Source organism: Stieleria bergensis (assembly GCA_007745635.1).
Lineage (GTDB): Bacteria > Planctomycetota > Planctomycetia > Pirellulales > Pirellulaceae > Stieleria > Stieleria bergensis.
Genome location: CP036272.1, coordinates 371,127 through 397,346, shown reverse-complemented (window position 1 = coordinate 397,346; position 26,220 = coordinate 371,127). Strand labels below are relative to the sequence as shown.

At 54.7% G+C, this 26,220-nt stretch carries 21 protein-coding genes and 1 riboswitch; of the genes, 10 read left to right on the top strand and 11 right to left on the bottom strand.

Annotated elements, in window-relative coordinates:
* Positions 1–26: 26 nt before the first annotated feature.
* The 3 genes from accD (at position 27) to speA (ending at position 4,095) form a co-directional block, all read left to right on the top strand.
* A complete protein-coding gene (accD, locus tag SV7mr_RS01210; protein ID WP_145268461.1) occupies positions 27–911 on the top strand; it encodes an acetyl-CoA carboxylase, carboxyltransferase subunit beta in 885 nt (294 codons plus the stop codon).
* Positions 912–918: 7 nt separating this feature from the next.
* The gene (locus SV7mr_RS01205; protein WP_145268459.1) at positions 919–1,899 is read left to right on the top strand and encodes a serine/threonine protein kinase; all 981 of its coding nucleotides are present in this window, start codon (positions 919–921) and stop codon (positions 1,897–1,899) included.
* 96 nt (positions 1,900–1,995) lie between these two features.
* Positions 1,996–4,095 carry a biosynthetic arginine decarboxylase gene (gene speA, locus SV7mr_RS01200; RefSeq protein WP_145268457.1) on the top strand — a complete coding sequence of 700 codons (2,100 nt, stop codon included), beginning with the start codon at positions 1,996–1,998 and terminating at the stop codon, positions 4,093–4,095.
* Here speA and mtaB read toward each other — a convergent pair.
* Positions 4,082–5,395 (bottom strand): tRNA (N(6)-L-threonylcarbamoyladenosine(37)-C(2))-methylthiotransferase MtaB, encoded by a 1,314-nt coding sequence (gene mtaB / locus SV7mr_RS01195; RefSeq protein WP_145268455.1) that lies wholly within the window; start codon positions 5,393–5,395, stop codon positions 4,082–4,084. The two genes, speA and mtaB, sit on opposite strands and share 14 nt — an antisense overlap.
* A 26-nt stretch (positions 5,396–5,421) precedes the next feature.
* The gene (locus SV7mr_RS01190) at positions 5,422–5,793 is read right to left on the bottom strand and encodes an ATP-dependent Clp protease adaptor ClpS (RefSeq protein WP_145268453.1); all 372 of its coding nucleotides are present in this window, start codon (positions 5,791–5,793) and stop codon (positions 5,422–5,424) included.
* 535 nt (positions 5,794–6,328) lie between these two features.
* On the opposite strand from SV7mr_RS01190, the gene SV7mr_RS01185 reads away from it, so the two are divergent.
* Positions 6,329–7,750 (top strand): dipeptidase, encoded by a 1,422-nt coding sequence (locus tag SV7mr_RS01185; protein ID WP_419187949.1) that lies wholly within the window; start codon positions 6,329–6,331, stop codon positions 7,748–7,750.
* Positions 7,751–7,827: 77 nt separating this feature from the next.
* Positions 7,828–9,105 (top strand): serine--tRNA ligase, encoded by a 1,278-nt coding sequence (gene serS, locus SV7mr_RS01180; RefSeq protein WP_145268450.1) that lies wholly within the window; start codon positions 7,828–7,830, stop codon positions 9,103–9,105.
* A gap of 160 nt (positions 9,106–9,265) precedes the next feature.
* On the opposite strand, the gene SV7mr_RS01175 is transcribed toward serS, so the two are convergent.
* The 6 genes from SV7mr_RS01175 to SV7mr_RS01150 all read right to left on the bottom strand — a co-directional run bounded on the left by SV7mr_RS01175 (position 9,266) and on the right by SV7mr_RS01150 (position 15,930).
* A complete protein-coding gene (locus SV7mr_RS01175; protein WP_145268448.1) occupies positions 9,266–10,477 on the bottom strand; it encodes a nucleotide-binding protein in 1,212 nt (403 codons plus the stop codon).
* Positions 10,478–10,584: 107 nt separating this feature from the next.
* A complete protein-coding gene (locus tag SV7mr_RS01170) occupies positions 10,585–12,138 on the bottom strand; it encodes a type II and III secretion system protein family protein (protein WP_145268446.1) in 1,554 nt (517 codons plus the stop codon).
* Between the two features lie 224 nt (positions 12,139–12,362).
* The gene (gene cpaB / locus SV7mr_RS01165; RefSeq protein WP_145268444.1) at positions 12,363–13,379 is read right to left on the bottom strand and encodes a Flp pilus assembly protein CpaB; all 1,017 of its coding nucleotides are present in this window, start codon (positions 13,377–13,379) and stop codon (positions 12,363–12,365) included.
* Between the two features lie 264 nt (positions 13,380–13,643).
* A complete protein-coding gene (locus tag SV7mr_RS01160; protein WP_473163667.1) occupies positions 13,644–14,210 on the bottom strand; it encodes an A24 family peptidase in 567 nt (188 codons plus the stop codon).
* Positions 14,211–14,507: 297 nt separating this feature from the next.
* Positions 14,508–14,678 carry a Flp family type IVb pilin gene (locus tag SV7mr_RS01155; protein ID WP_145268442.1) on the bottom strand — a complete coding sequence of 57 codons (171 nt, stop codon included), beginning with the start codon at positions 14,676–14,678 and terminating at the stop codon, positions 14,508–14,510.
* A gap of 157 nt (positions 14,679–14,835) precedes the next feature.
* Positions 14,836–14,930, bottom strand: a riboswitch (cyclic di-GMP riboswitch).
* 307 nt (positions 14,931–15,237) lie between these two features.
* Positions 15,238–15,930, bottom strand: coding sequence for an SGNH/GDSL hydrolase family protein (locus SV7mr_RS01150; RefSeq protein ID WP_145268440.1), 693 nt, complete (start codon positions 15,928–15,930; stop codon positions 15,238–15,240).
* Positions 15,931–15,963: 33 nt separating this feature from the next.
* On the opposite strand from SV7mr_RS01150, the gene SV7mr_RS01145 reads away from it, so the two are divergent.
* Complete coding sequence (locus SV7mr_RS01145; RefSeq protein ID WP_145268438.1) at positions 15,964–17,034, top strand: thiamine phosphate synthase; 1,071 nt, start codon at positions 15,964–15,966, stop codon at positions 17,032–17,034.
* A 73-nt stretch (positions 17,035–17,107) separates the two neighbouring features.
* On the opposite strand, the gene recJ is transcribed toward SV7mr_RS01145, so the two are convergent.
* Both recJ and rpmG read right to left on the bottom strand, forming a co-directional pair.
* Complete coding sequence (gene recJ, locus SV7mr_RS01140; RefSeq protein ID WP_145268436.1) at positions 17,108–18,850, bottom strand: single-stranded-DNA-specific exonuclease RecJ; 1,743 nt, start codon at positions 18,848–18,850, stop codon at positions 17,108–17,110.
* A 423-nt stretch (positions 18,851–19,273) separates the two neighbouring features.
* On the bottom strand, positions 19,274–19,438 hold the full coding sequence (gene rpmG, locus SV7mr_RS01135) for a 50S ribosomal protein L33 (protein ID WP_145268434.1): 165 nt from the start codon (positions 19,436–19,438) through the stop codon (positions 19,274–19,276).
* A 447-nt stretch (positions 19,439–19,885) separates the two neighbouring features.
* Here rpmG and SV7mr_RS01130 point away from each other — a divergent pair, with 447 nt between their 5' ends.
* Entirely contained in the window at positions 19,886–21,853 is a 1,968-nt protein-coding gene (locus SV7mr_RS01130; protein WP_145268432.1) for a sulfatase-like hydrolase/transferase, read from the top strand.
* A 105-nt stretch (positions 21,854–21,958) separates the two neighbouring features.
* Here the strand turns inward: SV7mr_RS01130 and SV7mr_RS01125 are convergent, their stop codons facing one another.
* A complete protein-coding gene (locus tag SV7mr_RS01125; protein ID WP_145268430.1) occupies positions 21,959–22,897 on the bottom strand; it encodes a 3'-5' exonuclease in 939 nt (312 codons plus the stop codon).
* Positions 22,898–23,193: 296 nt separating this feature from the next.
* On the opposite strand from SV7mr_RS01125, the gene pepT reads away from it, so the two are divergent.
* From pepT to SV7mr_RS24990, 3 genes are read left to right on the top strand one after another with little or no spacing between them, the layout of a single operon-like run.
* The gene (gene pepT, locus SV7mr_RS01120) at positions 23,194–24,447 is read left to right on the top strand and encodes a peptidase T (protein ID WP_145268428.1); all 1,254 of its coding nucleotides are present in this window, start codon (positions 23,194–23,196) and stop codon (positions 24,445–24,447) included.
* A gap of 39 nt (positions 24,448–24,486) precedes the next feature.
* Positions 24,487–25,506, top strand: coding sequence for a 4-(cytidine 5'-diphospho)-2-C-methyl-D-erythritol kinase (locus SV7mr_RS01115; RefSeq protein WP_145268426.1), 1,020 nt, complete (start codon positions 24,487–24,489; stop codon positions 25,504–25,506).
* A gap of 37 nt (positions 25,507–25,543) precedes the next feature.
* Positions 25,544–26,212: a SpoVG family protein gene (locus tag SV7mr_RS24990; protein ID WP_419187948.1), complete on the top strand. Its 669-nt coding sequence runs from the start codon at positions 25,544–25,546 to the stop codon at positions 26,210–26,212.
* Positions 26,213–26,220: the final 8 nt, after the last annotated feature.

The window sequence follows — 26,220 nt, the reverse complement described above, 5'->3', positions numbered from 1 at the left end:
CCCCTAGTCGTGTGTTTGCCCTCATTATGGCCAACGTCGAATCTTCTGCCGTCGCCTCCTCCGCACAGCCGACCATGTCTGAATCTACCCCCTCTCCCTCCAACACTCCCAAGAAGCGTGGCGTGCCTGAGGGCCTGTGGCTGAAATGCCCCGCATGTGGTGCGAGCGTTTATAAGAAAGAAGTTGAGCAGCGGCTGAACGTGTGCCCGAAGTGCGAACACCACTTCTATGTTTCGGCGCCCGATCGCATCAATCAGGTGATCGACGAGGGGACCTTCGAGCCAATGAACGAGCAATTACGCTCGACCGATCCACTGGAGTTCTCCGATCGCAAACGCTACGTCGAACGGTTGGTGGGTGAACAGAAACGCACCGGGCTAACCGATGCCGTGGTCACCGGCGTGGGAATGGTTCGCGCCCGCCGCGTCTCGATTGCTGTGACCGACAGTGCCTTCATCATGGGCAGCATGGGATCGGTCGTCGGTGAACGTTTGACCCGTCTGATCGAACATTCCACCAAACAGAACCTGCCTTTGATTATCATCAGTGCTAGCGGTGGCGGAGCTCGCATGCATGAAGGCATCCTGTCCCTGATGCAGATGGCCAAGGTAAGTGCAGCATTGGCTCGGTACGACAAAGCTGGCGGACTATTCATCAGCGTGTTGACCAACCCGACGATGGGTGGAGTGGCAGCCAGTTTTGCCTCACTGGGCGACCTCTGCTTCGCTGAACCCAAGGCATTGATTGGTTTTGCTGGTCCACGAACGATTAAAGCGACGATCGGCATTGAACTTCCCGAAGGTTTCCAGACCAGCGAGTTCTTTTTGGAGCATGGCTTCATCGACCGCATTGTGGAACGAAAGAATCTAAAGACCGAGATTGCTCGGGCAATCGATTACTGCGGAAAATAGAGACACGATGGGCCTTCTTGATTCATTTAAATCAATGCTGGGCGGCAAGTCATCCGGCAAGTCATCCGGCAAGTCATCCGGCAAGTCATCCGGCAAGTCATCCGGCAAGTCATCCGGCAGGGCAATCGACCTGGAAGGACGCTTCCAGCTTGAACGAACCGCCGTCACCGGTACGATGGCCAAGTTCTTTGCCGCCAAGGATTCTAACAACGACAATCAAGTCGTAGGCGTCAAAGTGCTGGACCCCGAAAAGGTTGAAGCGTTTGAAGGACGCTTTAAACAATTCAAAAAGCCGAGCGAAGGCCAGATCGCTCTGGGAATGCACCACCCCAACGTCGTCGAAACCTACGAAGTGGGTGTCTCAACGAAGGGCTTCCCCGTGATCATCATGGAGTTCGTCCGCGGCCCTGTGCTGCAAAACGTGATCGTAAAAAAGCAAGAACAGCACCTTGCTGGCAAGCGACTGAAGCTGATCAAATCGATGGCCGAAGCACTCAAGTACGTGCATCAGCAAGAGTTCATTCACCGTGATATCTGCCCGCGCAACTTTATCCTGCTGCCCGGCTCAGAAGACATCAAACTGATCGACTTTGGCTTAACCGTTCCGGCCGAACCACCTTATATGGCCCCGGGCAATCGAACGGGAACACCGCTTTACATGTCACCGGAGGTCGTTCGTCGCCGCCCCACCGATAAACGCGTCGACATCTTCTCGCTGGGCGTGACGTTCTACTGTATGATTGGCTACAAGCACCCTTGGCAAGGCGATGACGTGACCGGCCGAGCAGCCTTGAATCACGACACTCGCGAGCCGAAGGAACTGACAGACACCTGTCCAAATGTAAACCCTGCGTTGGCACGAATCATCATGAAGATGATCGAACCGCAAGCAGACGACCGCACCAGATCAATCACCGACTTCCTTGATAGCTATCGCCGTATCAAAGAAATCTATCAAGATGATGCCCCCAGCCCCGTCGCAGGCTAAACGTCGCAGGCATCGTGTTGCCGAAACGCAACCGACCGCGAAGCGCAGCTGCCGACCTGCCACTAACAACTAACTCGCTTTCGGGGAACGCCCGGCATGTGTGCTCAGATCATTCGTCAGGGTCAAACATCGGCTGACCAGCGCACCAACCAAGCTTCCTCTGCCAGCGAACAGGACTTGCATTCAATAGACAAACCGCAACCTCACTCGGGCTGGACCATCGACGATGCTGCTGAAGAGTACGGCATCAACCGCTGGGGCGCGCCCTACTTCTCGATCTCCCCCGAGGGCTCGATCCTGGTTCGCCCCACTCAAGCCGGTCCAGAAATTGACCTGAATCGCTTGGTGGATCGGCTTTGTGATCGCGGTCTGGAACTGCCGATCCTGATCCGTTTTAACGATATCCTGCGTGATCGACTGAACGCGCTCAATCAGTGCTTTCAACAAGCGATCCGTGAAGAGCGATACGACAATCGGTATCAGTGCGTCTTTCCAATCAAAGTCAACCAGCAACGGGAAGTCATCCAGCAGGTCTTGGACGAAAGTCGCAAACTGGGATTTGGCGTTGAAGCAGGCAGCAAACCAGAACTGCTAGCAGCGATTGCGATGAGCGACCCCACGCTGCCCATCATTTGCAATGGCTTTAAAGATGAAGAATTCATTCGCCTAGCAATGATGGCCCAAAAACTGGGACGGACAGTTTTCCCCGTCGTCGAAAAGGCAAGCGAACTGGACTTGATCTTCCGCGTTGCCAAAGAAGTTGGCGTTCGGCCGCGGCTTGGCATCCGCGTCAAACTAGCCACCCGTGGCAGCGGCCGCTGGGAAGCCAGTGGCGGCTATCGCAGCAAATTCGGCCTGACGGTCGCCCAAGTGTTGCACGCGCTGGATCGTATGATTGAGCAGGGCTATGCAGACTGCTTCGAAATCTTGCACTTTCACCTGGGCAGCCAAATCAGCGACATTCGCCAAGTCAAAACGGCGATCACCGAAGCCTCACGAATCTACGTCGACCTCAAACGGCGCGGCGCCAAGATGGGCTACCTGGATGTCGGTGGCGGCCTGGGGGTCGACTACACTGGGACGCATTCCGACAGCGAATCCAGCATGAACTACAGCACGCAGGAATACGCCAACGATGTGGTTTCACATGTAAAAAGGGTGTGCGATGAAGCTGGCGTCACGCACCCGATTTTGATGACCGAAACCGGCCGGGCCGTCGCCGCTCACCACAGCGTCCTTGTCCTGGACACCTTAGGCGTCTCTCAACCCGGCCTTCCCGAATTACCGACTTGGGCCAAGCCTGCCACAGCCGAATCCACAGCAGACGCCAGCAATCTCCTGCCCAGCGGCCCCCCAGAAAACTACGAACAACCCGTGAAAACGCTCTGGGAAAGCTACCGCAACTTGACTCCCGCCAATCACATGGAAACCTTCCATGATGCAGAAGTCGCTCTCGACATGTGCATCCATTTATTCGGTGGCGGCTACTTGCCACTAGAACAGCGAGTCGATGCTGAAAACCTATTTTTTGCCGTTTGCCAGCGTGTTAGAGAGATTGCCAAAGACAAAGGGGACGGCACGATCCCCGAAGAGCTTGCGCACCTAGACCGCATGCTATCGGACATCTACTTTGTCAACTTCTCACTGTTCCAATCACTGCCAGATGCCTGGGCAATCGACCAAATTTTCCCCATCATGCCGACTCGGCGTTTAACCGAAGAACCGACACGCAATGCAGTGCTAGGAGACATCACTTGCGACAGCGACGGGAAAGTGGACTCATTCATCTGTGGAGAAGGTCGCAACGACACCTTACGAGTCCATCCGCTGCGTGAACAGGAACGTTACACGCTGGCTGTCTTTCTGGTTGGTGCCTACCAAGAAATCCTGGGCGATCTGCATAACTTATTTGGCGACACACATGCTGTGCACGTGCAGTGCCACGATGATGCGTTGAAAATCTGCTCGATCGTCAAGGGTGACACGGTGTCCGAAGTGCTCAGCTATGTGCAATACGAGGACCGCGAGCTACTGGATCGGATTGGCCAAAACATCGAAGACGCGATCGACAGCGAACGAATTGATCAGCAGCAAGCCGGGCGAATGGCCAAGGCTTTTGAAGCAGCGTTGGCAGGGTACACGTACCTTTCGCCGATCGTTGATCGCACGCCCTTGGAATCGATCAAACTGGATTGACCAAGATTTTTTCTGAATCGCCGGCAACGACTTTCGCGCGTACTAAGTCGCCAGGTTGTGCGGCAACCGCTGACTCGGCGGTCCACTCTGCAGGTGCATAGCGGCAACTCGTCCCGCGCACCAAGGTGTCACCTGACGTCTCAGGATCACCAAGCTGCACTAGGGTTTTGCTGGATTCGACGAGCACCTGAACTTCACTGCCGACCAGGGACTTGAAGTAGTCTTGCCGGAGTTCGCTTTCCAGCTCGGTCAACCGATGCACGCGTTGGCTTTTGACATCACCGGGGATCTGATCCTTCATTTCGGCAGCCGGCGTGCCGCGACGGGCGCTAAAGGGAAAGGCATGGATCTTTGAGAAACCCGCTTCGCGACAAGTCTCCAGGGTCTGCTGAAACTCCTCTTCCGTTTCACCGGGAAAACCAGCAATGATGTCCGTTGTGATCGCTGGATTTTCCACCGAATCACGCAGCAAGCGACAGCGATCGAGAAACATTCGCGTGCCCCAGCGTCGTCGCATCCGTCGCAAGACAGAATCACTGCCAGCTTGCAAGCACAGGTGAACGTGGGGCACGATTCGTTCTGGAAATTCGTTCATCGCGGCGATCAAGCTGCGTGTGACTTCAGTGGCTTCAATGCTGGACAGTCGAATGCGAAAGTCTCCGGGTAGCCGGCACAGCTCCGTGACTAAGTGGGACAGGCGTGTCCATTCCTCACGTGGCTTGTTTCGGTTCCAATCGACTCCGTAGTGCCCCAGGTGAATGCCAGTCAACACAACTTCGCGATGCCCAGCGTCTGTTAGTCGACTGACTTCATCGATAATATGCTGCATCGGTCGCGACGTCAGATCGGGTCGCACATGGGGGATGATGCAGTAACTGCAACGCAGCAAGCAACCGTCCTGAACCTTGACGTAAGCGCGATGCCGACCAGAGAAGCCGTCCAATCCTGTCGGAACATCCACGACACCGAATCGAGACATCAAGTCGGGAAGCTCGCGTTTGTCGGTCACCACTTCAGCGACCCCGGGCAGGGCGGCGACCTCCTCGGGTGCTCGCGTGGCATAACATCCCATCACGACGATTCTGGCGTCGGGGTTTTCACGAGCCATGCGGCGAATGACTTGCCGGCTTTTAGCGTCGCCCTGATTGGTGACGGTGCAGGTGTTGACCAAGCACACATCCGCAGACTCGCTGTCGGCGGCGTCTTGAAAACCGACGCGCTGCAATCCCTGGCGAACCAGTTCTGTTTCGTACTGGTTGACTTTACAGCCCAGGGTGGTGACTTTTAACTTTGCCGACATAGTACGATAAGAGAACTCTAAAGGCGTTATTCGACCGGTTCGATCGTCGCACTCATGCTGCCTTTGCAGCGAGGGATCAGATCGTCTTTACCGAACGCGTGAATCTGGTCCCGCTTGAGCTCGGCATGCTCCATCGTGGTCGTCATGCAAATGGCCCGGCCGCGTTTATCAACTTCATCGGCAATCAGCAGCCCTTTCTCCCAGGGATAGCGAAACAGCTTCTGCATCATCATCACCACGTACTCATAGGTATGGTGTGAATCATCCCACAGAATCACGTGGTAGCGAGGCTGTTTTTTGGGTTTCTTCTTCCCAGACTGAGCTTGTTTCTGCTGACGATCAGCCGGTTCGGCGACGGCGATTTGGTCGAAATCTACTGAAAACGGATCGTGAGACATGGCCGGAACGAACAAACAAAAGAGTAGGCAACACAGGAAATGAATACAATCGCTCAGCGAATGATAAGCCGACATTTCGCACTGGGATGGGGCCCCAGTGGGCCGATCTCCAGTTTTTAGGGCACAACGGAACCATGGAGGATACGTTTCGTCGTCAAGCCGGTGCAGAACCGCCTGAGACGGACCAACCACCAAGCGATTGGCTGCACATCTTAGCAAAAACCGCCCCCAACAGGACTGGTCGTGCCAACCCGGATTGGACATGATGCAGTCCGGCAGGATGCTGCGTAGTCGAAACCGGGAAACAGGTGATCGCTTGGCGGGCCGAGCCCACTGTCACTTTCATGCGAGGCAGCTTATTTTAGCGCCCTCGCCTCAGCAGGTGAGCGCAGAAATCGGCGATTTTTTCGTAATTCGACAGTGTAATCTTCGCCCCCACGCACGGCGATTGCCACGCCGAACCGAGATTCAACATTTTTGGCGCGGTTGTTTCAACCTGATCGCCCCAACACCCTTTACCACCAGGACTGAACCGGTGAACTCGAATTCATCCACTGGCTCCCCCTCCAACGTTCAAGATCTTGACGCTCTGGTTCAGGTTCTGCACCAGCAACGCGCGACAATGCTGGACGACTTGGTCCAGTGGCTGAAGATTCCCAGCATCAGTAGCGACAGCAGCAAACTGGCCGAAGTTCAGGCGGGCTGCCAATGGGTCACGGACAAGCTGCGAAACGCCGGACTTGATGTCAACGTGATCCAAACTCAGCGACACCCCATCGTGATCGCTCACACGCCGCCCGTCCCTGGGGCTCCTGTCGTGCTGGTTTATGGCCACTACGACGTGCAGCCTGTCGAGCCACTGGAAGACTGGATCAGTGGCCCCTTTGAGCCGACCGAACGAGACGGCAACCTGTACGCTCGCGGTGCCACGGATGACAAGGGACAAGTCCTGACACACGTGCAAAGCGTCTGCCAGTGGCTAGCAAGCGGCCAGACACTGCCCTTGCAAATCAAATTCATCATCGAAGGTGAAGAAGAGGTCGGCAGCGAAAGCCTCGAACAGATGCTACCGGATCTTGCCGAGCAACTGGCTTGTGATTGCGTGGTGATCAGCGACAGCAGCCAGTACGCCGACGGCCAACCGGCGATCACCTATGGCTTGCGTGGCATTGCCACGTTTGAGTTAGCCGTCAGCGGGCCCAACCAAGACTTACACAGTGGCTCATTCGGCGGCGCCGTCATGAACCCCGCAATCGCCTTGTGCAAGATGCTTGCCGGATTGGTGGATGACCAGGGCGTGATCCAGATCCCCGGATACTATGATGACGTTCAACCGCTAAGCGACCAGCAACGCCAGCAGTGGAACGACCTGCCAAATGACGACGCCTCCTTCGCTGCGGTGATCGGTGTGGACGAACTGTTTGGCGAAACGGGCTACAGCACCGACGAACGACGCTGGGCGCGTCCCACATTCGACATCAATGGCATCACCTCTGGGCACCAAGGCGAAGGCGTCAAGACAATCATTCCCGCAGTGGCCTCTGCCAAACTGAGCTTCCGCTTGGTTCCCAACCAGTGCCCCAAAGCACTCTCTGCCGCGCTGCGACAACGCCTCGGCGAACTCGCACCAAAGGGCGTTCGTTGGGAATTGGAAGACGACCATGGTGCCCCTGGCATGCTGGCCGACATCGAGACTCCCTTTGCCAGAGCTGCATCGAGCGCGATCGAAGCGGCCTTCGACACCGCCCCGGTGCTGATCCGCGAAGGCGGCTCGATCCCGATCGTCGCTCGCTTTCAGCAAGTCCTGGATTGTGACTGCTTATTGCTTGGCTGGGGCTTGTCCGACGACAATACCCATAGCCCTAACGAAAAATTCCGCATCGCCGACTATTATCGCGGCATTGAAGCCTCCGCTCGACTTTGGCACCAAATTGCTGCCGAGCACCAACAAGGCTAAGCCTCGCCGAGGCTGACCAAACATCGCTTACACTCCTCTCTAGACACAACCTCAACACCGCGTGTTGACCACTTACCATGCTTGATCGAAAATTCATTCTGCAGAACATTGAACTTGTCGCTGACAATTGCGAACGGCGCGGCGTCTCCTGTGACGTCTCGCAGATTTCCCAACTGGAAACGCAGCGACTCGAAAAGCTGCAACTGGCTCAAGAACTCAACCGTCAAGCCAATGAAATCAGCAAGCAGATTCCCAAAGCGAGCGACGCTGAAGAACGCAACGCCCTGATCGAAAAGGGTCGCCAACTGCGTCAAGAAAAAGACGACGCGCAAAAGACCTGCGACGAGCTCGACCAGACGATCCTAGAAATCCAAACCCTGATCCCCAACCTCACGCACGCTGACGCACCAACCGGCGGCGAAGATAATGCCAAAGAACTTGGCTTCGGCAAGACCGCAAAACCCGGATTTGATTTTCAGCCACTGGATCACTTGCAACTTGGTGAAAAGCACGACCTGTTTGACTTTGAAGGCGGTGCACGTGTAGCGGGTGCAGGATTCTACTTCCTGAGAAATGCTGCGGTCCGTTTAGACCTCGCTCTCCAACAGTTCGCGATCAACTTTCTTTGCGAACGAGGCTTCACCCCTGTTGCCACCCCAGACGTGGCACTCACAGAGGTCCTAAAAGGGACAGGATTCAACCCACGTGGCCCAGAAACACAAATCTACAGCATTGAAAACACGGAACTGAACTTAGTTGCCACCGCCGAGATCACGCTCGGTGGCATGATGAGCGGTCAAACCGTCTCGGCCAGCGAATTGCCAATCAAGGTCTGCGGCCTGAGCCACTGCTTCCGCACCGAAGCCGGAGCGGCGGGACGCGCCTCAAAAGGCCTGTATCGCGTTCACCAGTTCACCAAAGTCGAAATGTTCGCCTTCACGCTGCCCGACCAGAGCGCCGCGATTCACGAAGAAATGCGAAGCCTGGAATGCGAACTCTTCGATGCACTGGAAATCCCTTACCGCGTCGTCGACACGGCTAGCGGCGATCTAGGCGGTCCAGCCTACCGCAAATATGACCTCGAAGCCTGGATGCCAGGGCGCGGCGAAGGCGGTCAATGGGGCGAAGTCACCAGCACCAGCAATTGCACCGACTACCAAGCGCGCCGCCTGAATGTTCGCTACAAGATCGACGGCGAAAAAGGGACGCACTTCCTGCACACATTAAATGGAACGGCGGTTGCCACGGGTCGCGCAATGATTGCCATCCTTGAAAACCACCAACGTGCTGACGGCACGATCAGCGTCCCTCAAGTGCTGCGTCCCTTCGTCGGCAGCGACACCATCGGCGGCTAGTATTCCTCAAGCCCCGAGACGGGCAAGGCGCAACCGGCCTGACGCTGCAGTGTCGATGACACAAACAAGAAAGCCCGCCACCTGGACTCAGGTGACGGGCTTTCATTGATTCTGCATGGCGAACGCTCGCTTGGCGTTCGCGGCTTTCGATCGGATCAGGCTATGACTTCGAACCGCCGAAGAACTTGATCCACTTGCTTTCGCCGCCCTTCTTGGCTTCCTCGCCGGCTTCTTCTGGCGGTGGAGCTGAGATCTTGTCGGCTAGATCAACATAAGCTTGCGTGAGCGGAGCACGTGGTGCCTGCTTGATCAACGGAACGCCATTATTACGAACCTCGACCATCGTTCGATAGTCATTCGGCAACAGTGCAAAGACCTCTCGGCCGATGGTTTCTTTCGCCTTCTTGAGGCTGATTTGGCCGGACTCTAGTCCAGCGCGGTTGACGACGATGTTGACTTTGTCTTGCAGGCCTTCGTACTCTTCGAAGTTCATCATCAATCGGACGACGTTTCGCAAGCATGGCAAATCCAGTTGGGTGACCAAGAGGATTCGAGTCGCCATATCGATGGCCGCCATGTCGACAGCGCTGTAGTACTTGGAAACATCGATCACCAGGTGAGTGAACGAGGCTTTCATTAGCCCCACGACCTTGCGTAGCGACCCTTCGTCAACCATTGAAGTGTCTTGCAGTTCGACCGGTCTGGGCAGCAGATACAAACCGCTGCTGTGCTTGGTCAATGATTGCTTGAGCAATTGGATGTCAAGCCGACTGATGTTTTGCACCATATCGGCGAGCGTGTAATCTGGAATGGCATCCAAGAACACATCAGCATCACCCAGGGCCAGATCCAAGTCGATCAGTGCCACGGTATTCCCTGGCCTTGAGGCAAGAATGCAGCCAAGATTGACCGCTGCACTGGTCGTGCCCACGCCCCCAGTGGCTCCAAGACAGGCAATGACTTCGCAGCCTCGCGCGGCACCCTCTCCGCCACCAAACTTTTGGCTGGCAACCCGACTGATTGTGGCCGTCAGGTCTTCGGCGGAAAGTGGCAAGGTTAGGAACTCTCTGGCTCCAGCTCTCATCGCCTGCAAAATCAGATGCCCATCTGTGCTTTCGCTGGCGGCAAGAATGACTGCGTCGGGACACAGTGACACACAACGCTCGATCAGTCGCGTGGCTTTATCAAAATCACTATCCAATGTGATCACGGCCACGTCGGGAGTGGTCTGTTCCATGATTTCTGGAAAGAACTCATAGCGGGAACAGTCCGCTTCCAACCAAACCGAATCCAGGCTAAGCAGTTTTGATTTCAGTTCTGAGCGACTATCGTCATCAGGGTCTACCAATGTCAATCGAAGGACATTTGTCATGGTGTGATCATCCAGTCAAACATTGTCTTGTGATACCCCTGTAAACCATGGATGCCGCACACGACTGCCCATCATCGTGTGCGGCTTACTTTGCGACCTTTTGCAGGCTACGGCGTCTCTGGAGTGACGATTGTGACCCCTTTTCCAACCACGGTTGGCTCGCTGCTAGGAACCACGGCACCGGCTGGAATCCGCTCGGCTCCAGCTTTGGGACCCTGGTTCATCAAGCTACCGCGTGGCATATCAGCACCGTGCTGCATCACGTTCTCGTGCAACTGCTGCGTTCCAGCTGAAGGGTACAAACCGTTCTCGATGGAGCAGCCATCGCCACCCAATAACGTTGGAACTTCGATGTGACCGTTCCAGTACATGTCCTTGTCGTTCGGGTTAGTAGAGTGCAACCCGGGAGCTCCGATTGGAACTTGATGAGGATCCATCGCGTCAACCAATTCAGGCGTCACGGTGATCAACAGTTCCAAGTCATTGCGACGTTCGCGAACGCGACGGAACAAAGCACCCATCACAGGCAGTTCACCGAAGAACGGTGTCATCCGCTGCTCAGCCTCGGTTCGGCTCTGCAACAAACCAGCAATCGCGAAGGTTTGACCAGCTTGCAGCTCCACGGCGGTGTCAACATAACGGCTAACGAAAGCGGTAACGTTGATGTTGTTAGCAACGATCGAACGAGCTTCATCTGGCTCGGTGACTTCGGGGCGAACTTCCAAACGCACTCGGCCAGGCCCAATGACGAAGGGTAGGAAGTCGACGGATGTACCATATTCTTGGTACTCTACCTGCACGTTACCATTGCCCGATGGAACGATGTAAGGTACCGAACCACCAACAATGAATCGTGCTGGACGACCATGGGTGGCAACAACAGTGGGTTCAGCCAGGAACTTGATCAAGTCCTGCTGACGCATCGCGCGGATTAATGCTTCGAATTCCGTACCTTGGAAAACGTTGGTCGGACTCGTGATGCCAGAAGGCAAGCTTTCAAGTAAGGTCGAGCCGCTCTGCCACGTCATATCGATGCCCAGTTCACGAAGTTTCGTGCGTGAAACTTCCATGATTCGTGTGTGCAGCAGAACCTGTTGGACGCCAACAACGCGAATGTTGTTGACAACGGTTGGATAGAATCGCTCGACAATTGCGATCGCCAAGTCAACGTCATCGGCACTGGTGACGTAACCATTGACAACCGCGGACGAGTTGATTGGTGTGACCTTCAAAGCCGCATAAGGAAGCTGGGAAACCAGAATCCCTTCGACTTCACGAGCGTCTGCAATCACGGTGACATCAACGGTGTACTGATTGTCTTCAGTATCCCAAAGGTTGATCTGCGTGGTTCCAGGAATTTTGGCGAACACCTGAAGTTCGTTCTGAGAAATTGGGTTGGCACCCAGGATTTCCTCATTGTGAACCTGGAATCGCGGAATGGGATTTTCCAGCTTCAAAATGGTGCTGGACTTGACCAGCAATTCCATGCTTTCTAGAGGCTGGGTGATGGTTCGTTGTGCAGCTGTAGCACTGGCAGCAACCATCTGCTGTTGATTAGAACCTGGATTCTGAGCAGTCGCGAAAGCAGCCAAACTGGCTACCATCACGCATGCCGCGAATCGGAGGGCGGCGGGGCGAACCGCGGTACATAACATTTCCATCGCAGGGCATCCTTGCGGAACAAACTTTCGAACGGGTGCCGAAATTCCTCTTGGTATCAAACGCGATGCCAAAAGTATTTGTTCTTTGCGAGTAACGTTGGTAAGTAAGAGTTTTCCTTTTGCGTCTCATTCAACCTCAATCGCCAAACAGATCCGTTGTTTGACGAAAGATTTTTGAATCAGAGCAGTCACATTGTTTTCGTTGAAGCAGGCGAGTCTTTGCCTTATTTACCTTCACCAGAAGGAATAAAGAAAGGACTTTCCGCTCCTTGGATCAGTGCGTCGGTGTTGCCGGGCGCTGTTCCAGCATTTGAATCGTCTGAAGACGGTTGCGTGGACTCCGCTTCCGTCTCACCCAATTTCTGCATAGTTCCATCTTCGGCAAACTCGTAGCGTTCCACCCGACCGTTTACATACTTCTCCATCACGAACACTTTTCGCGGTGTCTCAATTGTGGCGACCGGGGCAACCGCTACTACTGGCTCCGACGTTGTTGCAGCCTCGACGGTTTGGGCAGCCCTTGCGCGTTCTTGTTGTTCTTCAATCTTGGCTAGAAATTTCTGTGCCAGTGTGCTGACTTCCTCAGCCGGCAAATCTTCCTCAACCGTCCCGGTGCTCCCCAAGACCAATTCAATGTCTCCGCTACGCTTGGCGAACTCGAAAGCCGTTTGGTCGGCTTTGCGAATCAGCAGCTGAATGTTTCGCGGTGATTTGGGACGAGGCGTCTCCTCGGTGAACTTCTTGATGCCGTCGATGCTGTAGATGCGAATCCCGCGAAGCACGTCAACAGAGAAGGTTTCCAGGAATTGATCGCCTCGCTCAAAGAATCCAGTGACCGTCACTTTTTTCCCTGGCTCCAGCAAGTTCACGGCAGCTCCGTTGCCAACCGGAAGGTTCAACACGGTGTATCCATCTGGCACCACGTCGTCCTCGACGCTGTCCATCAGTTTCACATCCACCAGGGCTTCACCAGGAAACAAAGGCATTTTCGCATAGCGGCCTTCGAAATCCTTCAAGTCAGCCGACGCCCCTTTGGGCACTTTGTCTTTTGGCCAGACTTCTAGTCTTAGCTGTTCGGCTGTGATCTTGTCTTCTGCGTTGATCGCCTTGGTGATGACCAAAATCTCAGCCGTCTCCATCTTCGGAGAGCCTGTGTTGGCCTGCATCCATTGGCCGATCCCGACAGCAGCGACCGTGCCGCAAATCCCAGCGAGTAGTAGAACGAGTGTTTTGTTTCGCATGACAGTTCTGGAGTTTCTCCAGCATCACTAAATTAGGGGAGGAGTAAAAAGCTTTGGTGCGAGGATAGCAATTACCCTCGCATTACATCGGCCTGCAAACATGAGGCTCTACAAACAGATCGGCAAATGCGGTAAAGTTTACGCAAGCTGCGCAAGCCTCCACTCGGCTCTCACTTGCTGACTCAAAAGCTGCCGAAACAGCATCGCCCCACATGACGATCGGGCTTACCAGCCCTGGTGATCGTGCCCCCCACTGGTGATTGCTCACCATGCGATCAACATGCCGTCATAAGCGAAGTATGCGATCGAACCGATTGCCATGGGAATTCCGTACGGCAAGAGGTACATGCTGGATTTTCGTTCCCGAGCGATCTTGGACAGCTCGGAAGGCTTCCGGACAGTTTTCCATTCCTGCAGGATCTTGATCCCCATTTGCAGGTGCTTACTGGGGTTGGGGCTGCGCCAGATCATCACGGCAGCCATGATGCCGCCGACAATGGCTGTGGCCGCAAAGGCCCATAATGTGATCACCGCACCAAGCCAGGCACCCACGCCGGCCAGCAGCTTCACGTCGCCAGCTCCCATGCCGCCCACGTTTCGCAGGACGAGCAACAGCATCATGCCAACGAAAGTTCCCCACAGACTCCAGCCCAGTCCAGAGATGCCTTCTTGCATCGTCCAGTGAACCCAGCCGGTCATGATGAAGGGGAATGTCAGCCAGTTAGGCACTTTCAAAATGGCACCGTCGATGACGGCAGCCACGATCAGAACAATGGTGACAAACCAGACGATCCAGTTTTCGGTAATGGCTTCAATGAGTGTTTCCATCATGTTTCCCGTGCAAAAAAATGATTAGTTGTGTGTTTGGGTGAGGGGCAGCGAGACAGAGCTGCGTTCAACGAAACCATACGTTGCACTTTGAAAGGCAAGGTGTGTTTTCGGACAGTGCCCCAATTTTTTCCCGCCACAATCGCTGATCCTGACCCGCATGAGCGCATCCTGAGAGACTTGCTCAGAGCGCATAAAAAAACTCGACGTGACCGGGACAACCCCTGAGGGTGCCCGATCAGTCGAGTACTTATTCAAGCTAACAAAAGCCGGCGATGAACTCGCCAGCCTCGCTTAGGCTTACAGAGCGGTGGTCACTGTTTCGAAGTTTTCTTCGACAGCGGTTCCGAGCTGAGTGATGGTGCCCAAGCAAACGACGATGATCAACGCCAGCATTACGGCGTACTCAACTGCGGTTGGGCCATCTTCTTCTTTCAAAAACTCAACAACGCTTTTTGCGAACTTCTTCATGGTGTTATCTCCTCGGTTGAAGGCTTTGCCTTCGCGATTTTAGTTTGGGTCGATTCAACGTGAATAGATACCCGGGACGAGAAGCAGCCATGTCTCCTTGATAGTGCCTTGAGTGGGTTGACGCAGCCGATCAATAACATCAGCTTCGATAGTTTCCGAAGGCAGCCCGACTACCCAGTTCACTTAAATGATTTGTCAACTGGGCTCGTGGCTTTGCGCCCCGCCTTTGCAAGCGGTTTGCCTTTTTCTTTGGAGGTGGCTGTCCAAGATCAAATGCTCGTTTTCCTGAGCCGATCTCGGCAGCAGGTCGTCGTGACCCGCTCTCACCAAAAAGCTATGTCAGAAAACCTACCTGTCAAAAAACTCTAGCTAAGCAAGCCACTTCGTTTAGAGAACAGGTAGCGATTCACCGGTTGTGACAATTAAACGGGACCTACAACCCTAAGGCGGGGCATGAAATGGCATTGAAACGCCACCAAAATGCTCATGCAGATGCTCAATTCGCCCTGGATGAGTTCCGCAATTCGCGTTTCAACACAACACGGCAACATGACTCCAGTTACTTGAGAGCCTTTGCAATCACCTCAGCAACATGCTGGCCAAGCTGCTGACTCCCAGCAGAGGTGTAATGGACGTTGGCTGGCCGCTGCTCTTTTTTGACTGACAAAGCAAACTCATAGAAGGGGTCGGTGGCAATCCCGCCGACATCCTTGATGACCTCTGCGGCAGCTGCGTTGTATTTCGCCGAATCACCTGGCACTCGGCCTTGGGAACCTTTGGGCACCGGGGTGGTCTCTCGCCAAATCACGATCGCTCCGGTCTGCTTTAATCTCTTGGCAATCGTTCGCAGGTTCTTCTGATACTCATCCATTGGCACCTGCTGGTGTGCCCCGTCCGCTTGAGGGTCGGCCAAGTTCTGCCCCTTTGGCCCCATGTACTTCAAGTCATGCAATCCGTGATTGAAATGAATCACATCCCACTTTCGATCTCCCAACCATTGTTCGATTTCCGCCACCCCTTTGGTTGTTGGTCCGCAGTTCGTCTTTGGGCGGAAGACATTCGCTTTCCCCTTGAGCGCATTCCTGGCAGGAATCATGTAGCCCATGGAAATGGAGTCACCAATTAGCAGAACATTGGGTAGATTGGGATCAATCTCTGGATCACTGAATGCAGGATTTGCACGTTGTGACCATGCTGAACTGGCAACGTTGAAGACCAGCATCAGAACCATGACTCGAATGACTAAAACCATCGATCGCCTCGTCGGTGAAACAGGAAACAGGCAGTGACTAATAAATTACACAGCACCTATCGTATCTTGGACGCATCGGCAAATCGAGCCTGCGAAGGAATTCGCACCACAGAAGAATACGCACGCTTTGTCTTAGACGATTCACAACTTGCAACCGACGCCAAGGCAATTCGCCACGGCATCACCGCAGCCCTCTCGCGACTTCCCCCAGGAGCCCTGTTGCAAGCCCGTGATACGCGTGCCGATGTGGGAACGACGATCCAGCTACCGTCGGAGTATGACCGACAAACAACCAACGATGTGCTGGCCGCTGCCGCTGCTCGCGTTCAGCAATCCCTACGTGTTCTCGAGGAATATGGCAAAACCATCGACGCACAGCTCGGGCAACAGTTCGAATCGCTGCGTTACCAAAGTTACTCGCTGATGCAAAACGTCCTGCTGCAAAGCCACTGCCATCAACGAGTCAGCCGCATCAATGAAGCGCGACTGTATCTGCTGATTGAGTGCCAATCAGACGAAGCCAGCACAGCAAAGCAGATCGAGCAGCTCGCTGAAAGTGGCGTGGATGTCTTTCAGCTCCGCGACAAGCAGGCCACCGATCGCGAACTGTATCGTCATGCCACTGCGGCGGCCGCAGCGACTGAGCGCACCAACACGCTATTGATCATTAACGATCGAGTGGACATCGCCGCAGCCACCAATGCCGACGGCGTTCATCTGGGACAAGACGAATTACCAGTTTCAGCAGCGCGGACGATCCTGGGCCCCGAAAAACTGATCGGCTTGTCCACCCACGACACGCAACAAGTCCAACAAGCGATAGAGCAAGGCGTCAGCTACATCGGTTGCGGCCCTACTTTTCCCAGCACCACAAAATCATTCAGCGATTTTGCGGGCACGCAGTTTCTTTCAGAGGCCGCACAACTGCTTGAGAAACAACCCGTCCCTGCCTTTGCCATCGGTGGCATTACCGAAAACAACTTGACAGACGTCCTGCAAACAGGCTTTGAACGCATTGCCGTCAGCGGCGCGATCTCCAAAAGTGACGCACCCAACGAGACCGCTAAATCTCTCTCTGCCCAACTGCACGCAGTGACCAATTGAACTCACTGTCCACTGGAAGCCAGTGATTCATGGCGCCCAAGCAAGTGTCCATCAGCAAACGCCGTGCGGGCGGCTAATCGCTCGGTCGCCAATCGACAAGATGCACTTCGACACTTCGAAACCCGTTGAAGTCATTGATCACCGGACGGTACACCAATTGCAAGGCACTCTCACAAGCATTGATCTCGTCACACCAGTCGCCGGCACCGAAAGCCACGCCACGGATCTTTTTGCCGCCCTGATCAAATCGCACGGTCAAGTGACGATCACCGGGTCCCATTCGACGAGCGGGCTCTGCCAAACTAACGTCCTGACACATTAAAGTGGGACGGGGATTCCCGGCGCCGAACGGCTCCATCGTTTCAATCTGTTGAACCGTCTTGAGGTTCAATTGAGCCAGCGGGGCTTCGGCATCGATGACAAGTTCAACCACCGAATCTGCGCTGGCAATTTGCTCGCTCACGGCCTCGCAGAAATCCTGTCGAAAGCCTTCCAGATGAGACTCTTCAATCGTCAAACCAGCCGCCGCCTTGTGGCCACCGAACCGCACCAAGCGATCCTCGCACTCCGCAAGCGCCGCGTGAATATTGATCGGGCTAGGCCCAGAGCGTCCGGAACCGACGGCAGCCTTGCCAGCGGAATCCAAAGAAATGATGATCACGGGCTTACCGTACTTATCACTTAAACGCCCCGCTACCACTCCGATCACGCCTTGGTGCCAGCCAACTCCAGCCAGCACCAGCGCTGGATCGTTTTCAATGTCGAACTGATCCTTGGCCTGCGATTGGGCCGCTTTTGTGACACTACGCTGAATGGTCTCTCGATTCTTATTCAGTTCGTTGATATAGCGAGCCAAGGCTTCGGCGCGCTCCGGCGAATCCGTCGTCAGCAATTCCACACCAAGCTGTGCCTGACCGAGTCGGCCCGAAGCATTGAGCCGTGGCGCCAAACTGAATCCAATGCTCTCGGTGTTCAATGTACCGCTGCGATCCAGTCCAGCCACTTTCATTAACTCGATCAGACCCAGCGGCGGATCTTGAGCAAGGAGCCGCAGTCCCTGCGCTACCAAAATGCGATTCTCATCAACCAGCGGAACAACGTCGGCGACCGTTCCAATGGCTGCCAGTGTCAGCGACTGCAAGAGATACCGCCGCATCGATTCGGTGACCTTCTTGGCCCCAGCAGCTTGCTGGCACAATGACCAAGCTAACTTAAAGGCCACCCCGGCGCCACATAATTCACCAAAGGGATAAGAGGTGCCCGGCAGGCGTGGGTGCACGATCGCATCCGCATCGGGAAGCGTTTCACCCAAAGTATGGTGATCGGTAATGACTAACTGAACACCCAGCTCTCGGCACAGTGCAGCACACTCGACGCTCGTCACTCCGCAGTCAACGCTGATGATCATGCGTTTCCCACGTTCGGCCAGCTTGCGAATCGAATCCTGATTCAAGCCGTAGCCTTCTTCTAAACGATTGGGCACATGGTAGCTGACATCCGCTCCCAACAGGCTTAAACCGTTATACAGCAGAGCGGAACCGGTCATCCCATCGCAGTCGTAATCGCCATAGATCACGATCGGAGTCTGATCAGCAATGGCTTTACCGATCACTTCGGTCGCCAACGGGACACCTGGCAATTCCTGCGGATCGCGCAACCCGGTCAACTTGGTGGAAAGAAACTGATCGGCGGAATCACCATCGTAAATGCCGCGACTGACCAGCAATTGAGCCACGACGGCCGGCAGCCCCGAGCCTTGAATCAAGCGTTCCACTCGATGTGCGTCATGAGGAACGACACGCCACTTTCGCTTCATCCTTGAATTCTCCCTACCACCTGCAAACCAACCCGAACCATCAATCAGACACGATTCCAATTAGACACGATGCAGCATATCAGGGAACCGCCCTGGCGACATGTAGCGAACGGCGGTGAGCTGGGAAAAACCAACCGGGCAACGAAGGGAAAACCCGGACACAGAAGAAGCCCAGGCGATGAGACTGCAAGCGGGCTTTGCTGCTGCTCAATCAAGCCGGCTCTGTAAACAGACTCTGCAAGAATCAGGCGCTGAAGCTTTGGCGCAAGAAAAACGGGCGGTTCGATACCGCTCCTGCCGGCGCAGGTTGACGAGGCGTGGACCTCGCCCTGCTGCCGCTGATCGCTGATCGCTGATCGCTGATCGCTGATCGCTGAGAGATTTTCAAGAGAAACGGTGGGAAACCGCTTTAACTCAGGCGATTTATTTCTTCTTTTCGATGTGCACGGTGTGCTTTCGCAACCGAGGCGAATACTTGCGCAATTTCAGCTTTTCACCGCCTGGCTTACGCTTCAGGGTGTAGTTGTAATCGCCAGTTTCTTCACAGACGAGGAAGACTGTTTCCGCTTTTTTCTTGCTTTTTGACATCGAAATTCAGAACGGATAGGGTTGAGCTGTGGATCTAAATTCACTTTTTTGGGTCGCAGATTATGTCTGGAACTCAGCTAGTTCGACAAGCCGTTTTTTGCCGATTCACCACATTCGGTCTCCAAAACGCCGCAATCTGCCACCAGAACGCCACCACGGGACCCTGCAAAGCGACCATTTTGCCGAAACCCAACAGTTTCTCCCCACAGGCGGCCACCAGCGGGGGCACAATTAGTCACTTGCACGGCATCGCATGGACCGAGCGCTGCGAATGTGGAAAACCTGTTGGCCGGCTGTTGGTGATTGGTCAGAAGCCTGTCGTGCAATTATCCTGTGGACCAATCGCCTGACCGGCAAACATCGGCCGGCAAACATCGGCCACCCCACGAACCTCCCTGTGCTCCCCAAGAGTCTCCCAGACAACTCCCTCAACGCTTGACCCACAACATGGTATCACTCTTGCGAATCGATTCACCAAAGCTCTGCAGCCATAAGAAGGCCTTGATCGCGTTGTTTCAATGTGTCGCCGCTCTTTTGATCGTCGGTCAAGCTGGTTTGACCAGCGCCCAGACCGCCAAGCGACCGAACATCGTTTGGATCATGTCGGAAGACAACTCGGCGGATTACCTACGGCTGTTCAATCCACAGGGAGCCGCCACGCCGAACATCGAAGCGATGGCCAAAGAAGGCATCGTGTTCGCCAAGGCGTTTTCCAACGCACCGGTTTGCTCTGTTGCTCGCACCACGCTGATCACCAGCTGTTATGCACCGCGAATTGCCACTCAGTTTCACCGCAAGATGAACACGGCAACTCTACCTGGCAAGCTAAAGATGTTTCCTGCTTACCTGCGTCAAGCGGGCTACTACACGACCAACAACAGCAAAGAAGATTACAACGCCAAGAAAAGCGAAGACGTCTGGGACCAATCCAATCGGCAAGCCAACTGGCGAAATCGCCCGACTCCAGAGACTCCCTTTTTTCATGTGCAGACCTACACGGACTCACACGAAAGCCGTCTGCACTTTTCAACGACTCAATTGCCAGCCATTGAAACCGATCCTCAGGCCATCAAGCTGCAACCCTATTTTCCTGACACACCGCTGTTTCGTCACACCCATGCGTACTATCACGATCGCATGAAACGCAATGATCAGTTGGTGGGTGAAGTCCTTGAAAAGTTAAAAGCCGATGGTGTCCTAGAAAACACGTTCGTCTTTTACTTTGGCGATCACGGTGGCGTGATGCCTCGCAGCAAAGGCTATGCCTACGAATCTGGCTTGCATGTTCCGCTGGTCATCCGCGTCCCTGAAAACTTCCGCAACCTGCCAGGGCGTGACATTGACACGACCTGCGAAGGCTTTGTGCAGTTTGTTGACTTTGGGCCAACCGTTCTGAACCTCGCCGGTGCCGAGATTCCCGACGGGATTGACGGTCGCGCTTTCCTAGGGCCAGATGTCGATCCCGCCTCGATCGACAAACGCAATCAAGCTTTCGGCTACGCGGATCGCTTTGATGAAAAGTACGACTTGGTGCGCACGTTGCGTGTCGGCAACTGGAAATACATCCGCAACTTTGAACCGTTCTATCCAGACGCGTTGCAAAACAACTATCGCTACATCGCGCCAACCTATCAAGAATGGCGTCGGCTTTGGAAGGAAGGCAAACTCACCGGGCCTGCCAAACAATTCTTTCTGCCCAAGGCAGCCGAAGGACTGTACGATCTTTCCAGCGATCCCTATGAAATCAACAACCTGGCCAGCGACCCCGCCAACGCTCGCCAATTGCGAATGATGCGAGAACGGTTGAATGACCGCCTGAAGTCAATGCCAGACCTGAGCTTCTTGACGGAAGCCGTTTTACTCGACGAGGCCCTGCAAAAGCCAACTACCGTGGGGCAGGCCAATATCGCTGCCATCTCGCACTACATTGACACCGTCAATATGGCGTTGCTGCCCAAGGAAGAAGCACTGGCTAAACTGGCCGTGGAACTGAATCCGGAAACTCAGCAGGACCCCTGGGCGCGCTATTGGGCACTGGTCGCCTGCAGCACGCTTGGCAAAGATGCCACTCCGCTGATCCCCAAAATCCAACCGCTGCTGCTGGACCGAGAGCCGTTGGTCGTGGCCCGCGCCGCAGAATTCCTGGTCGTCAACGCTCCAGAATTACCGACTTATCGAGATGTACCGATGAGCGGCTACATGCGACGATCGATTGAACGATCTCCATCGGATGAGGAAAACAAGAATCATGCCGAAGCGCTGTTGATCCTCAATTCAATCGTTTACCTGCATGACTTCCACGACTTTGAAATCGACACCACGAAGTTTCACTTCCTGTTCAAAGTCAGCCCCAAGAGTGAAGTGCAACGCCGACTCGATTACCTGCAAGGCAAACTAACGAAAAAGAAGAAGTAGTCACCGACGCAGTCACCCCAGCGGCGTGAGCCTTGTCCTGGTGGCGAAGCTTGCAGAGAGCCGCTCAGTTACCAACGCAACGCGTCCGCGACTAGAAGCGGCGCGTTACTCACTCTGACTGGGCTCACCCTGATTAGGCTCACCCTGATTAGGCTCACCCTGATTAGGCTCACTCTGATTAGGCTCACTCTGATTGGGTTCACTCTGATTGGGTTCACTCTCGCTTTCGACTGACTCGCTTTCCCACGGGTCGGTCCAGCCTTTCCAGTGATCCAAGTAAGTTCGATACGCTTGACACTGTTCGGCTCTGGCTTCGATCCATTGCCGCGTCTCTTCTGTGATCGCCAGCTCATCTTCCAAGCTTAGTTTTCCAGTGACCACCATACTGCGTAGGAACACAAAATAGGTGTCCAGCACATCACAGCGACAGTAATCACTGATGCCGATCAAATCGCCATCGTTCCATTGCTGTTGCACTTGATCACCGGTGATCGACATCTTGCCGGGTTTCCCCAGCATTTTGCTGGCCAGGTTCAGGCCGCCGTTGAACCGAACAGCGCTGTGATTGGTCAGTAACTCTTGCAAGTCTAAATGCGAATCGATGCTAAACCGGTTGCGTGGTGATCGGTAGCCGTCATTTTTGAACCAAGCTGGGATCGGGATGCCATAGCGAAACGCGGCCAGCTCCATCAGGGGAAGATCAAAGGATCGCCCATTAAAGGTGACCCACTGAGGTCGATGATAAAGGTCCCAGCCTTTCCAAAAGTGCGTGGTGATGACGTGACTGCGGAATTTAGGCTCATCCAAGGAAACAATATCGGCCAAGCGATAATCGGCCGTCACCTTAGCAATCACAACAGCAATCGGAATCTGAAACGTTGCGGGAATGAATGTCACCCCCTTCTCTTCCAGCAGTTCCGCTTGGTGCCTCTCTACCGCTTCGGCGGCGTTCAAGGATTCACCGGGATACCGAACCGCAGAAATCAAATCACCATCGGCGATGCTTTCGCAGTCAAACACGAGGTGGGTAATCTTATCACTCATCGATCAAATTGCACTTGAAGTTCGCGGTTGTTTGATTGTCTTGTCGTGCAGCGGCTCGCCCGCGGATCACTGCAGCTATGTGTGTGTGAATGTGTTGCCGGCACGGTGACGGCAGCAACGGGACACCATTGACGCAACGACCGCAGCCGGACAGTGATCCGATCCACCCTGCACAAACAGCACAGAATTGCTAAGTTGTTTGCAGGGCAACCGCAGCGGGTCAGCCTACGGCATGGGCCAAAATCACTCGGCCTCTGAACCCATCAACAACGTCGCAAGCTTAACAAACAATCACCATGATCGAAATCAATCGCCAACGTCTTTTGGAACGTTTTCTACGTTATGCTCGACTCGATACCGCCGCCGACCCGCGAAGCAGCACTTATCCCAGCAGTGCTAAACAGCGGCAACTGACGGAACTGTTGGCAGAGGAACTACAAGCGATGGGCGCCACAGATGTCTCCGTCGATGAACACGCTTTGGCCTATGCGACCCTGCCAGCCTCAGCAGCAGACCGTGCACAGGCCCCTACTGTCGCCTTGTTGTCTCATGTTGACACGTCACCTGATGCGCCCAGCGAGAACGTTCAACCGCAAGTCATTGACAGCTATGGCGGAGGAGACATCCCCCTGGCCAGCGGCGAAGTGATCACAGTGGAGAGCTATCCAACGTTGAATGATCTTGTCGGCACAACGCTGATCACCACTGACGGGACGACGCTACTTGGCGGCGACGACAAAGCAGGAGTCGCCATCATCATGGAACTGGCTCAAACGCTGCTTGAAAACCCATCGCTACCGCACGGGCCCATCAAGATCATCTTCACGTGCGATGAAGAAATTGGTCATGGGACCGACAAAATTGACTTGGATCAAGTCGGCGCAGATGTCGCCTATACCGTTGATGGCGGTGGCGCGGGTGTCATTGATGTGGAAACCTTTTCTGCTGACGGGGCCACTGTCACCTTTCATGGCGACAACATCCACCCTGCCATCGCCAAGGATCGCATGATCAACGCCGTGCGTGGGGCTGGCGATTTCCTGGCCGCCCTGCCACGCAGCGAACAAACTCCCGAGACCACCGACGGTCGCCAAGGCTTTCTTCATGCAAACTCCATTCGCGGCGGCGTTGGCCAGGCGACCGTGGACTTGATCTTACGTTCGTTCGATGCCGAAGACCTAGCCGCCTACGCCGATCAACTTCGACAGATCGCCACCGAAGTCGAAGCCAAATGGCCGGGACTGAAAGTCGATGTGGAAATCACAAAACAGTATCGCAACCTGGGCGAAGGACTGGCCAAACTTCCCGAATCCATCGAACTGGCAAAGGCAGCCTTTGATCAACTGGGCAAACCATGGACGACAGAGATCGTTCGCGGGGGCACCGACGGTAGCGTTTTGACAGAAAAAGGCCTGCCCACGCCAAACCTTTCCAGTGGCCAACACAATATTCATAGCGTGCGTGAATTCGCTTGCTTGGACCAAATGATCACGGCCACAGAACATTTGCTTGTCCTCACCGAACTGTGGTCGCAACAAGCACCGCGATAGAACCTTCAGCGATCAACAGAACTTGTAACGAAAACGCACATGAGCGAGAACTTCGTGGTTCATACGCGGCCACCCGCAAAGCTAAACCTGTTTCTGGAAATCCCAGCCAAACGGGATGACGGCTATCACGAGATCGACACCGTGATGGCGGCGATTGATCTCTGTGATGAACTCCAGGTCCAACGCACCGACGATCCCACGGTGTCACTGCAAGCGAATTGGCTTCCCAGTCGCAACGAGATTGCCCGCGAACTTGGTCTGCCAACCACAGAGTCCCCGTCGCTTGCCGATCCAGAGGACGCTTTGTTCATTCCCACCGACGAACGGAATTTGGTTGTCAAAGCATTGCAAGCGTTTCGCCAGCATTTTGGCATCGCCAGCGGCTTTCAAGCTCGATTGGGCAAACGCATTCCGGCGGGCGCCGGGATGGGCGGCGCGAGCAGTGACGCGGCGCATGCGATCTCCTGCGCTGCCCAGCTTCACCAAGTAACCCATCATCATCAGGAACTTCATCAGATCGCGGCCAGCATCGGCAGCGACGTGCCCTTCTTTCTGCCGATGAGCTGCGAAAACGGGCAACAAGCCTGCATGGGCTGGGCAACGGGGCGAGGAGAGAAGGTGGCGCCGCTGGCGATCTCAAGTGACTTTGATCCCAGCGAAACCTACCTGTTGATTGCTTATCCACCGATTCCACTTTCCACCGCCAAGGTGTATTCGGCGCTGCGAATTCCAAAGGACCCCGTCTCTTCGGCAAAGTTTCGGCAAGCCTTACAGTCCAACAACCGAGAGCAGTGGGAATCGTCTATGATGAATCGATTGAGCGAGGTGGCTGAGGAAATTACCCCACAAGTGAAGGATTTACTGAAATCACTGTGGAAATCGGGCTTGGAAACGTGTCAACTAACCGGTAGTGGGTCGGCATGTTTTGGTGTAGCTAGCAACTTTGAAAACGCTTCACGCATTTTGAACGCACTGCAGTCCGACCTAACACCTGGTGTTTTGCTTCGCCTAGCGCGCATCACACCGACTGCTGCACCAATTAGGACGGAACGGAGTTGAACTAGAATCGCAGTCAAGAACACAGGGGAGTGGGATTGTGGAAATCACCGAGATTCGAATCAAGCTAATGGAATCCTCTGAGGATCGGCTTCGCGCCTTTTGCTCGATTACCATCGATGGCTGCTTCGTTGTACGCGACCTGAAAATCATTGACGGCTCCAACGGCCCCTTTGTTGCCATGCCCAGTCGCAAACTGACCGGGCACTGTGGACGTTGCCACCACAAAAATCACCTCAAGGCTTCCTACTGCAATCATTGCGGTAACCGACTGCACTTCGACGAAGACGGTGCACTGGATTCACCACAAAAGCTGTACGCTGATGTGGCGCACCCGATCAACAGTGAGTGCCGGGAGCGGATTCAAAGCGCGGTGATTCGCGAGTTTGATCACGAACTCGATCAAGCCAAACAACCCGGCTATCGGTCGCGTTACGATGACGACTTTGCTGATGCCGGAGACGGGACCGAGGACGCCGTCATCGACTCCGCCCACCAAGGCCCACCACCGCCCAAGATGGATAGCATCCGATCACGGTCGCAATCCAACTCCTCTGCCGCCAACTCCTCGGGCGTTAAATCCACTGCCGCAAAGGCCAGTGACAAGCAAGCCGACGCGGAACGGCCCGCCCAGGAAAGCGAATCAACCGAGAGCAGCAGCGACTCAAGCGCTGACGATGGCGGATTCGGTGCCGGCATCTTTGAATAGACCGTCTG

Coding starts and splice junctions, on each gene's coding strand:
- accD (WP_145268461.1), top strand. CDS start 27: ATGGCCAACGTCGAATCTTCTGCCGTCGCCTCCTCCGCACAGCCGACC.
- SV7mr_RS01205 (WP_145268459.1), top strand. CDS start 919: ATGGGCCTTCTTGATTCATTTAAATCAATGCTGGGCGGCAAGTCATCC.
- speA (WP_145268457.1), top strand. CDS start 1,996: ATGTGTGCTCAGATCATTCGTCAGGGTCAAACATCGGCTGACCAGCGC.
- mtaB (WP_145268455.1), bottom strand. CDS start 5,395: ATGTCGGCAAAGTTAAAAGTCACCACCCTGGGCTGTAAAGTCAACCAG.
- SV7mr_RS01190 (WP_145268453.1), bottom strand. CDS start 5,793: ATGTCTCACGATCCGTTTTCAGTAGATTTCGACCAAATCGCCGTCGCC.
- serS (WP_145268450.1), top strand. CDS start 7,828: ATGCTTGATCGAAAATTCATTCTGCAGAACATTGAACTTGTCGCTGAC.
- SV7mr_RS01175 (WP_145268448.1), bottom strand. CDS start 10,477: ATGACAAATGTCCTTCGATTGACATTGGTAGACCCTGATGACGATAGT.
- SV7mr_RS01170 (WP_145268446.1), bottom strand. CDS start 12,138: ATGGAAATGTTATGTACCGCGGTTCGCCCCGCCGCCCTCCGATTCGCG.
- cpaB (WP_145268444.1), bottom strand. CDS start 13,379: ATGCGAAACAAAACACTCGTTCTACTACTCGCTGGGATTTGCGGCACG.
- SV7mr_RS01160 (WP_473163667.1), bottom strand. CDS start 14,210: ATGATGGAAACACTCATTGAAGCCATTACCGAAAACTGGATCGTCTGG.
- SV7mr_RS01155 (WP_145268442.1), bottom strand. CDS start 14,678: ATGAAGAAGTTCGCAAAAAGCGTTGTTGAGTTTTTGAAAGAAGAAGAT.
- SV7mr_RS01150 (WP_145268440.1), bottom strand. CDS start 15,930: ATGGTTTTAGTCATTCGAGTCATGGTTCTGATGCTGGTCTTCAACGTT.
- recJ (WP_145268436.1), bottom strand. CDS start 18,850: ATGAAGCGAAAGTGGCGTGTCGTTCCTCATGACGCACATCGAGTGGAA.
- rpmG (WP_145268434.1), bottom strand. CDS start 19,438: ATGTCAAAAAGCAAGAAAAAAGCGGAAACAGTCTTCCTCGTCTGTGAA.
- SV7mr_RS01130 (WP_145268432.1), top strand. CDS start 19,886: ATGGTATCACTCTTGCGAATCGATTCACCAAAGCTCTGCAGCCATAAG.
- SV7mr_RS01125 (WP_145268430.1), bottom strand. CDS start 22,897: ATGAGTGATAAGATTACCCACCTCGTGTTTGACTGCGAAAGCATCGCC.
- pepT (WP_145268428.1), top strand. CDS start 23,194: ATGATCGAAATCAATCGCCAACGTCTTTTGGAACGTTTTCTACGTTAT.
- SV7mr_RS01115 (WP_145268426.1), top strand. CDS start 24,487: ATGAGCGAGAACTTCGTGGTTCATACGCGGCCACCCGCAAAGCTAAAC.